Annotated in this window: 7 protein-coding genes; all 7 read left to right on the top strand. The window is 48.8% G+C overall.

Annotated features, from left to right (window positions below; genetic code table 11):
* Positions 1 to 61 precede the first annotated feature (61 nt).
* The 7 genes from V7Z69_RS06970 (at position 62) to V7Z69_RS06940 (ending at position 8248) form a co-directional block, all read left to right on the top strand.
* A complete protein-coding gene (locus tag V7Z69_RS06970) occupies positions 62 to 1354 on the top strand; it encodes a TRAP transporter large permease (protein WP_014163859.1) in 1293 nt (430 codons plus the stop codon).
* A gap of 48 nt (positions 1355 to 1402) precedes the next feature.
* Positions 1403 to 2602, top strand: a complete 1200-nt coding sequence (locus tag V7Z69_RS06965) for a YgeY family selenium metabolism-linked hydrolase (RefSeq protein ID WP_334139336.1) — start codon at positions 1403 to 1405, stop codon at positions 2600 to 2602.
* Positions 2603 to 2632: 30 nt separating this feature from the next.
* Positions 2633 to 3619 carry an ornithine carbamoyltransferase gene (locus tag V7Z69_RS06960; protein WP_334139335.1) on the top strand — a complete coding sequence of 329 codons (987 nt, stop codon included), beginning with the start codon at positions 2633 to 2635 and terminating at the stop codon, positions 3617 to 3619.
* 31 nt (positions 3620 to 3650) lie between these two features.
* On the top strand, positions 3651 to 4643 hold the full coding sequence (locus tag V7Z69_RS06955) for a BMP family protein (RefSeq protein WP_014163856.1): 993 nt from the start codon (positions 3651 to 3653) through the stop codon (positions 4641 to 4643).
* Positions 4644 to 4720: 77 nt separating this feature from the next.
* A complete protein-coding gene (locus V7Z69_RS06950) occupies positions 4721 to 6265 on the top strand; it encodes an ABC transporter ATP-binding protein (protein WP_334139334.1) in 1545 nt (514 codons plus the stop codon).
* Positions 6252 to 7331 (top strand): ABC transporter permease, encoded by a 1080-nt coding sequence (locus V7Z69_RS06945; protein WP_334139333.1) that lies wholly within the window; start codon positions 6252 to 6254, stop codon positions 7329 to 7331. The genes V7Z69_RS06950 and V7Z69_RS06945 overlap by 14 nt, the downstream gene beginning before the upstream one ends.
* Entirely contained in the window at positions 7328 to 8248 is a 921-nt protein-coding gene (locus V7Z69_RS06940; protein ID WP_014163853.1) for an ABC transporter permease, read from the top strand. Before V7Z69_RS06945 ends, V7Z69_RS06940 begins: the two co-directional genes overlap by 4 nt.

Here is an 8248-nt window from a genome sequence, read left to right as displayed (position 1 = left end):
TCAAGAAGCTATAAAAACTTCTTGATAATTTCTAAGACATATTATACGAGGGGGATGGGCGATGACTGGCTTTATAACTGCCGTGTTCGTGATATTTCTCGTAGTGGGCATGCCCATAGGCTTTGTCTTGGGGGTTACTGGACTTCTTTCCATGCTCAAGATGAACGTTCCCTCCATACTTCAGTTAGTGCCCCAGCGATATTTTGCGGGAGTGGATATGTTCACCCTCATGGCCATGCCCTTTTTCATCTTGGCTGGAGACATAATGAACAAGACGGGTATCACTCAGAAGCTCGTAAAGTTCAGCAACGTACTTGTGGGGCACCTTCAGGGTGGGCTTGCACATGCAAATATAGTGGCCTCGGTGTTCTTTGCCGGACTTACTGGAGCAGCCGTAAGCGATACAGCAGCTATAGGCTCCATGCTTATTCCAGCCATGGTTGAGGAAGGGTACGACAAGGATTTTTCTGCGGCAGTTACAGCGTCTTCATCAATCATAGGGCCCACAATCCCTCCCTCCAACATAATGGTCATCTACGGGGCGTTCATGCAGGTCTCCATAGCTGGGTTGTTTTTGGCAGGCATCCTTCCGGGGATACTGGTTGCCGTAGCACTGATGATACTAACTGCGAGGATATCCAAAAAGAGAGGTTATCCCGTCGGTCAAAGACGGGCTACGCTGAAAGAGATGATCCTTGCCTTTAAGGAGGCCTTTGTGGCTCTCCTTATGCCCATAATCATCCTGGGTGGAATTCTAAGCGGTGTTTTTACCCCGACGGAGGCTGCGGCGGTAGCTGTTGCCTATGCATTGTTCGTGGGCTTCGTAGTATATCGAAGCATAACCGTGAGAGACCTGGTTCCCATTTTCATCAAGATGGCTAGAACTACCGGAGTGGTTTTCTTGGTAATAGCTGCTGCCTCCATATTGGGGTGGGTGCTCACCATGGAGCAGATTCCGGAAAAGGTCGCTAATCTTATGTTGGGCATAAGCACCAACAAATGGGTTGTCATGGGAATGATACTCCTTCTTCTGCTTTTCGTAGGAATGTTCATGGACATAGCGGCGGCTCTCATAATCCTTGGTCCCATCCTTCACCCGTTGGCCGTGAAGATGGGCTTTCATCCCCTCCATTTCGGCATAATAATGGTTCTTTCCCTCAACATAGCCTTGATGACTCCGCCGGTGGGGGCGTGCCTGTTCGTAGCCTGCGGCATAAGTAGGCTGACCATAGAGCAGCTGAGCAGAGAGATATTCCCTTTTATTCTTGTTGTGGTTTCTGTTCTCATATTGATAACTGTATTTCCCGGTATACCCCTTTTCCTCCCAAGGCTCATGGGCTACGCGCCTTGGTGAGGAAAAGCTTACTAGTCTCTTAAAACCAGGAAAGGAGAATGATCGATCGTGGAGTTTGATAAGGTGCTGAAAAAAGCGGAAGAATACAGAAAGGACATCTCCCGGTTCCTCCGCGACATGGTGGCCATACCTAGCGAAAGCTGTCAGGAAAGGGATGTGATCCTTCGCATCAAAGAAGAGATGGAAAAGGTAGGTTTCGATAAGGTTGAAATAGACCCCATGGGTAACATTTTGGGTTACGTGGGCAAGGGCTCAAGGCTCATAGCCATGGACGCCCACATAGATACCGTAGGAGTGGGGGATTTGAGCCTATGGGAGGTAGATCCCTATGAGGGTTACGAGGATGACCAGGTAATAGTCGGAAGGGGTACCAGCGACCAGGAAGGAGGCATGGCCTCCATGGTTTATGCGGCCCGAATCATAAAGGACCTGAGTTTGGAGGACGACTATACCCTATTGGTTACGGGAACGGTTCAGGAGGAAGACTGCGATGGACTTTGCTGGCAGTACATCATAGAGGAAGATGGAATAAGGCCTGAGTTCGTTGTTATAACTGAGCCCACGTCCCTCAATATCTATAGGGGACAGCGAGGCAGGATGGAAATAAAAGTCAAGACCAAAGGTCTTAGCTGTCACGGGTCAGTCCCGGAAAGAGGAGACAACGCAATTTACAAGATGGCTCCCATACTTCAAGAGCTGAGGGCCCTTCACGAAAACCTGCACGAAGACCCGTTCCTGGGCAAGGGTAGCCTTACGGTCTCTGAGATATTCTTCACCTCCCCGTCAAGATGTGCCGTCGCAGACAGCTGCTGGATATCCATCGACAGAAGACTTACGTGGGGAGAGACATGGGAAAAGGCCCTCCAGGAGATACGCAACCTACCTTCCGTAAAAGAAAGCGGCGCGGAAGTCTCCATGTACAGCTACGATAAACCTTCCTATACCGGATTGGTTTATCCCACCGAGTGTTACTTCCCTGCATGGGTCCTTGAGGAGGAACACCCGGCGTGTCAAGCAACCATAAAGGCCTATAAGAACCTTTTTGGTCAGGACCCCTTTGTGGACAAATGGGGATTTTCAACCAACGGCGTTTCCATAATGGGAAGATACGGCATCCCATGTATAGGGTTTGGGCCTGGACATGAGGATCAGGCGCATGCTCCAAACGAGAGAACATGGAAGGATGAGCTGGTGAAGGCTGCAGCGATGTACGCAGTCATTCCTTCCATATATGTTCAGAATTATTAAAAACATGAAGAAAGTAGGAGGGAAAAGAAAATGCAGACGATTTTCAGAGGGAAACATTTTATTACTTTGACTGAGTGGACCAAGGAGGAGATAGAGACCCTTTTGGAGTGTTCGTACGAACTGAAAAGAGCTTTTGCCATGGATAGACCCACCATATACCTGCCCAACAAGACGGTCTTTTTGATGTTCTTCGAACAGTCCACCAGGACGAGAAACTCCATGGAGGCTGGTATCACTCAGCTTGGAGGCCACGCTCACTTCCTGGATACCAGCAACATGCAGATAGCACATGGTGAGGTGGCGAAAGACACGGCTGTCATTCTTTCTCGTATGGGCCATGCCATAGCATGCAGAAACTGCTTCTGGAAGGTCGGCAACGCGTACCTCAGGGAGATGGCCAAGTACTCCACTGTGCCGATCATAAACATGCAGGACGACCTGTATCACCCTCTTCAGGCCATAGCGGACCTCATGACCATTCAAGAGAAAAAAGGTAGAGATCTTCGTAATCTCAAGGTATCAATTATCTGGGCCTATGCCACGACCCACAAGAAACCCATATCCGTTCCGGTGAGCCAGGTGCTTTTGTTCCCCCGCTGGGGCATAGATGTGACGTTGGCTTATCCGGAAGGGTACGACCTTCCTGATTGGGTAATCGAAAAGGCCAAAAAGTATGCAGAGGAAAATGGAGGCTCCCTCAAGATCACCCACGATCAGGAAGAGGCCTACAAGGATGCGGACGTGGTGTTCCCCAAGAACTGGGGCAATTGGGTTACCAATGAGGACACAGCCGTCATAGATTCTCTTCTCGAGGCCAACAAACACTGGAAATGCACCGAGAAGATGATGAGCCTGACCGCAAAGGATTCCCTGTACATGCACGCTCTTCCGGCAGACAGGGTGAACGAGGTGGAGGATTCGGTCATCGACGGACCTCATTCGGTAATTTACGATGAGGCGGAGAACAGGCTCCATACCGCAAAGGCAGTGATGGCCCTAACCATGGGAGGAAGGTAATAAGTACAAAACAATAGAGGAGGTATAGAGCGTGAAGTTAACGAAGAGAATAGTTGGAGTCCTAATGGTGTTGTGTCTTGTGATGGTTTTTGGCGGGGTCGCCATGGCTAAGAGTCCGGGGGATTACAAGATGGTTCTCATATTGCCTGGGCCCATAAACGACCAGAGCTGGAACGCCACAAACTACGCAGGCTTGCTAGCGGCCAATAAGGAGTTAGGCACCAATATCGAGTATGTGGAAAACGTTCAAGCCAGTGATTACGAGTCCACCTTTAGAAATTACGCGGACAGGGGTTACGACCTAATCATGGCAGCAGGAACCCAGTTTGATGAGCCAGCTCAGAGGGTGGCACCTAATTACCCCAAAACCACCTTCATGGTGATAAACGGAGTCGTGGCGAAAGAGCCCAATGTCTGCCCCATTTTGCCCAAGGAGTATGAAGGGAGCTTCCTCGCCGGAATTATAGCGGGCAAGACCACCAAGAGTGGCAAGATAGGTCTTGTTGGAGGATTTCCTAACAAGCTTATGATAAGGCTGCTTAACACTTACGAGTATGGAGCAAGAGTGGGCACACCGGAAGTCAAGGCCATGCGCGCCTATGCCAATTCATGGAGCGATGTAGCTTTGGGCAAGCAGATGGCCACTTCAATGATAGAAAAAGGAGCAGATGTCCTCTTCTTCTACGCCAACCAGGTTGGCCTTGGTGCTATCCAGGCTGCAAAGGAGAAGGGCGTCAAGTTCGTAGGTTTCGCGAGCAACCAGAACGATGTTGCTCCCGGGACAGTTGTAGCCAGTGTGTTCTTTGATTTCAAGGCTATGTACGTTTGGGCAGTCGATAAGTATCTGAAGGGCGAACTCAAGCCGGTAGTCAACGAAGCTGGTATCGCCGAGGGGATAGTAAAAGTTGCTTATACTGATGAAGTTTCCCAGGAAACAAGAGATTTGGTCTCCCAAGCAGAAGAAGCCATAGAGAAAGGGCAATTACTTAAGTTCCTTTCCCAGTTCCCAGAGCCACTGGAATAGTAATGTAAATGCTACGGTGGGGAAGGCCTCTTCCCCACCCTTCCATTGAACAAAATTATTTCAAAGCGGTGATTACAATGCCCATAGAGCGTGAAGACAAAGCCGTAGAGCTTATAGGTATCACTAAATATTTCCCTGGGACCGTAGCGAACTACAAGGTAAACCTTACGGTCAAAAAAGGCGAAGTTTTGGCCCTTCTTGGAGAGAATGGGGCGGGTAAGTCTACGTTGATGAAGATCCTTTACGGTATGTACTTGCCTGACGAGGGGGAGATCTGGATAGACGGCAAAAAAGCGGATATTCGCTCTCCTCAGGACGCGTTATCACTAGGCATAGGCATGATTCACCAGCACTTCACCTTGGTTCCGGTACATACGGTCGTGGAGAACGTGCTGCTAAGCGCCTTCAATACTCCCAAAGGGAAAGCCTCTGTATCTGAAGTGGCCAAGGAGATAGAGGAAATCGGCAAAAAGTACGGCCTAGAGGTAGATCCATACGCTTACGTAAACCAGCTCACTGTAGGTATGCAACAGAGAGTAGAGATACTCAAAGCCTTATATGCAGGAGCAAGAATATTGATAATGGACGAACCCACGGCGGTTTTGACCCCTCAGAACACCAAGAAACTTTTCGAGTTCGTAAGGGACTTCAGAAAAGCAGGAAATTCCGTCGTGTTCATAACCCATAAACTAAACGAGGTAATGGAGATTGCCGACAGGATCGTTGTAATGAGGAATGGGATGGTAACAGGAGAGCTGTCCAGGCAGGAGGCTTCCGAAAATGAGCTCGCTAGGATGATGGTCGGCAAGGAATTGGAGGAAATAACGGTAACCAATCCTTCTGAAGGCAATTTGTCAGGGGAAGTTGTCCTGAGCGTAAGGGACTTGAAGGTCAAAAGCGCAAGGGGTCACATGGCCGTGGACCAATTGAGCTTGGATATTCGAGCAGGAGAGATATTCGGCATTGCTGGTGTAAGCGGAAACGGCCAGGAGGAGTTGGCAGAGGCCCTTTGTGGCTTGCGGTCCGTTGAGGGAGGTGAGGTTTTACTTGAAGGCAGGAACATAGTCGGTAGGAGAGTTGTGGAGATTATCAACGAAGGAGTTGGCTATATACCTGCTGACAGGCACAGAGAAGGATTGGTGCTGGACATGAACATAGAGGAGAACTTGATATTGAGGAAGTTTGAAAGCGAAAAGTTCTCTGCTAAGGGGGTCCTGCTCCAGGAAAACATACATCAATATGCTCAAAAAGCTATAGGTGAGTACGCTATAAAAGCTCCTTCATCGAAAGTAAAAGTTAGAGGCCTTTCTGGTGGGAACCAGCAGAAGGTCGTGGTAGCCAGGGAAATGGATATTGCCACTACTGTTTTGGTCGCAGTGCAACCTACCAGGGGACTTGATCTCGGAGCTATAGATTACGTTCACAGGACCCTTTTGCGAGCCAGATCAGAGGGTAAGGCCATACTGCTCATATCCACTGAACTTTCTGAGGTATTGGCCCTTTCAGATAGGATAGGAGTAATTTACAGAGGAAAGATAGTGAAAGTATTCAATAGGCAAGACGCCAAAGTTGATGAGATAGGCCTTGCGATGATGGGAGTGTCCAACGATGAAGCAGAGTAAGAAGATAGCTCTTTCCCTTTTTCCCGTTTACTCAGTGTTTCTAGGTTTGGCTTTAAGCGGGGCCCTTATGTTGCTTCTCGATGCAAACCCCTTTGTCGTATATAAAAAAATGCTAATTTTTGTTTTCAGAGATGCCTACAACGTGGCGGACATCTTCGCCAAGGCAACCCCCCTTATACTTACGGGTCTTGCCTTTGGGTTCGCCTTCAGGGCTTCATTGTTCAACATAGGTGCCCAGGGGCAGTTTTACATGGGGTGCCTTGCTTCAGTGGCTTGTTCTTTGTTTATGGGCAACCTGCCTGCCTTGGTGTTGCTTCCTCTTTGTGTAGTGGTAAGTGGAGCTGCTGGCGGGCTGTGGGGCTCCTTGGTGGGCTATGCCAAGGCAAGGTTCAATGCCAACGAGTTTTTGATAAGCATGATGTCCACGTACGTTGCCATAGCCATTATGAACTACTTGATAAGAGGGCCTTTGATTGAAAGCAAAGGAGAATATCCCCAAACTGATGTGATCACCCAAAGTGCGTGGATACCTCAAATAATACCTCATACCAGACTCCACTGGGGATTCGTGCTGGCTGTTGTTGTGGCTGCTCTGGCATATTTCATTTTATGGAAGACTACCTTGGGATTCAGGATAAGGGCAGTTGGTATGAACAGGGACAGCGCTCGGTACGCTGGGATAAACGAAAAACGGATTTTCGTGGAGGTTTTCTTCATAAGTGGAGCCTTTGCGGGCCTTGCAGGCTTTATGGAGGTCAACGGAATTCAGCATATGCTTGTTCAAGGGTTCAACCCATATCTTGGTGCTGAAGGTATAGGAATAGCCATATTGGGCAACGCCCATCCACTGGGAATTATATTTGCGGCCATCCTTTTCGGAGCCCTTAAGGTGGGAGGAAACTTGGTGGTTCAGACCTCTTCCATTCCCTCTAGCATCATAGGGATAATGGAGGGGCTGGTAATGATTTCTGTTATTTTTTCCTATTTCCTTAAGGAGCGGATCCTAGTAAGGATGGAGAAGAAAATGTTGCAAGCCGAAGAGAGGAAGGAGGGGCCTCGCAAATGATCGTAGAGGGTATCCTTAAAGGAGCTGTGATGATGAGTACCCCCTTACTTATAGGGGCCCTGGCGGAGGTATTCGTTGAGAGAACAGGTGTAATGAACATAGCCATAGAGGGGATTTTTCTCATAGGAGCCTGGGCGGGGTTCGTTGGCGCGTACCTGACCAAAAGCATCGGAATAGGCCTTGTTTCTGCCGTGTTGGCTGGTTTTGTCGTAGGGGCAGTGTACGGCTACTTTACCGTTTACTTGAAGCAGCACCAGATAGTTACGGGAACGGCATTCAACATCCTTTCCGTTGGACTTACGCTGTACCTTTATAGGGTTTTCTTCGGAGTTCCTCTCATACCTTTGACCGTGGAGCCTCTTTCAAGTATGAAGATACCTTTGTTGAGTAAAATTCCCCTACTAGGCGAAGCACTTTTCAATCAGAACATCCTAACGTACATGGCGTTCATTCTAGTCGTATTGGGATATTGGATTTTGTACCATACAAGGTTGGGATTGGTCGTACGCTCTACAGGTGCCAATCCGGAGGCGGTGGACGCGGCGGGAATCAACGTGGAGAGAGTTCGCTATGGTGCAGTTCTTTTTTCCAGTGCCATGAACGGCTTGGCAGGGGCTTTTTATTCCCTTGGTTTTCTGGGTTTGTTCACGGAGAACATAATAGGAGGAAGAGGTTGGATAGCCTTTGCTATTTGCTTTTTGGGCAACTGGAATCCCCTTGGCGTTCTGGTGGGGGCTTTAGTCTTTGGCTTGGCCGATGCCGTAGCTGTATCCATACAGACTTCCGCCTTCAAGTTAATACCTAACGAGTTTGTAATTGCCCTGCCGTATATTTTGACTATAGTTGCGACCATAGCAAGGAAACATTTTAACGTTCCCGCATACCTCGGAACGCCCTATGTAAAGGAGAGAAGATAA

Origin of the sequence: Thermovirga lienii (genome assembly GCF_036847465.1) — a bacterium.
Taxonomy (GTDB): domain Bacteria; phylum Synergistota; class Synergistia; order Synergistales; family Thermovirgaceae; genus Thermovirga; species Thermovirga lienii.
Note: the sequence above shows the minus strand (reverse complement) of the source record. Positions and strands in the feature narration are given on the sequence as shown.

Coding starts and splice junctions, on each gene's coding strand:
- V7Z69_RS06950 (WP_334139334.1), top strand. CDS start 4,721: ATGCCCATAGAGCGTGAAGACAAAGCCGTAGAGCTTATAGGTATCACT.
- V7Z69_RS06940 (WP_014163853.1), top strand. CDS start 7,328: ATGATCGTAGAGGGTATCCTTAAAGGAGCTGTGATGATGAGTACCCCC.
- V7Z69_RS06970 (WP_014163859.1), top strand. CDS start 62: ATGACTGGCTTTATAACTGCCGTGTTCGTGATATTTCTCGTAGTGGGC.
- V7Z69_RS06945 (WP_334139333.1), top strand. CDS start 6,252: ATGAAGCAGAGTAAGAAGATAGCTCTTTCCCTTTTTCCCGTTTACTCA.
- V7Z69_RS06960 (WP_334139335.1), top strand. CDS start 2,633: ATGCAGACGATTTTCAGAGGGAAACATTTTATTACTTTGACTGAGTGG.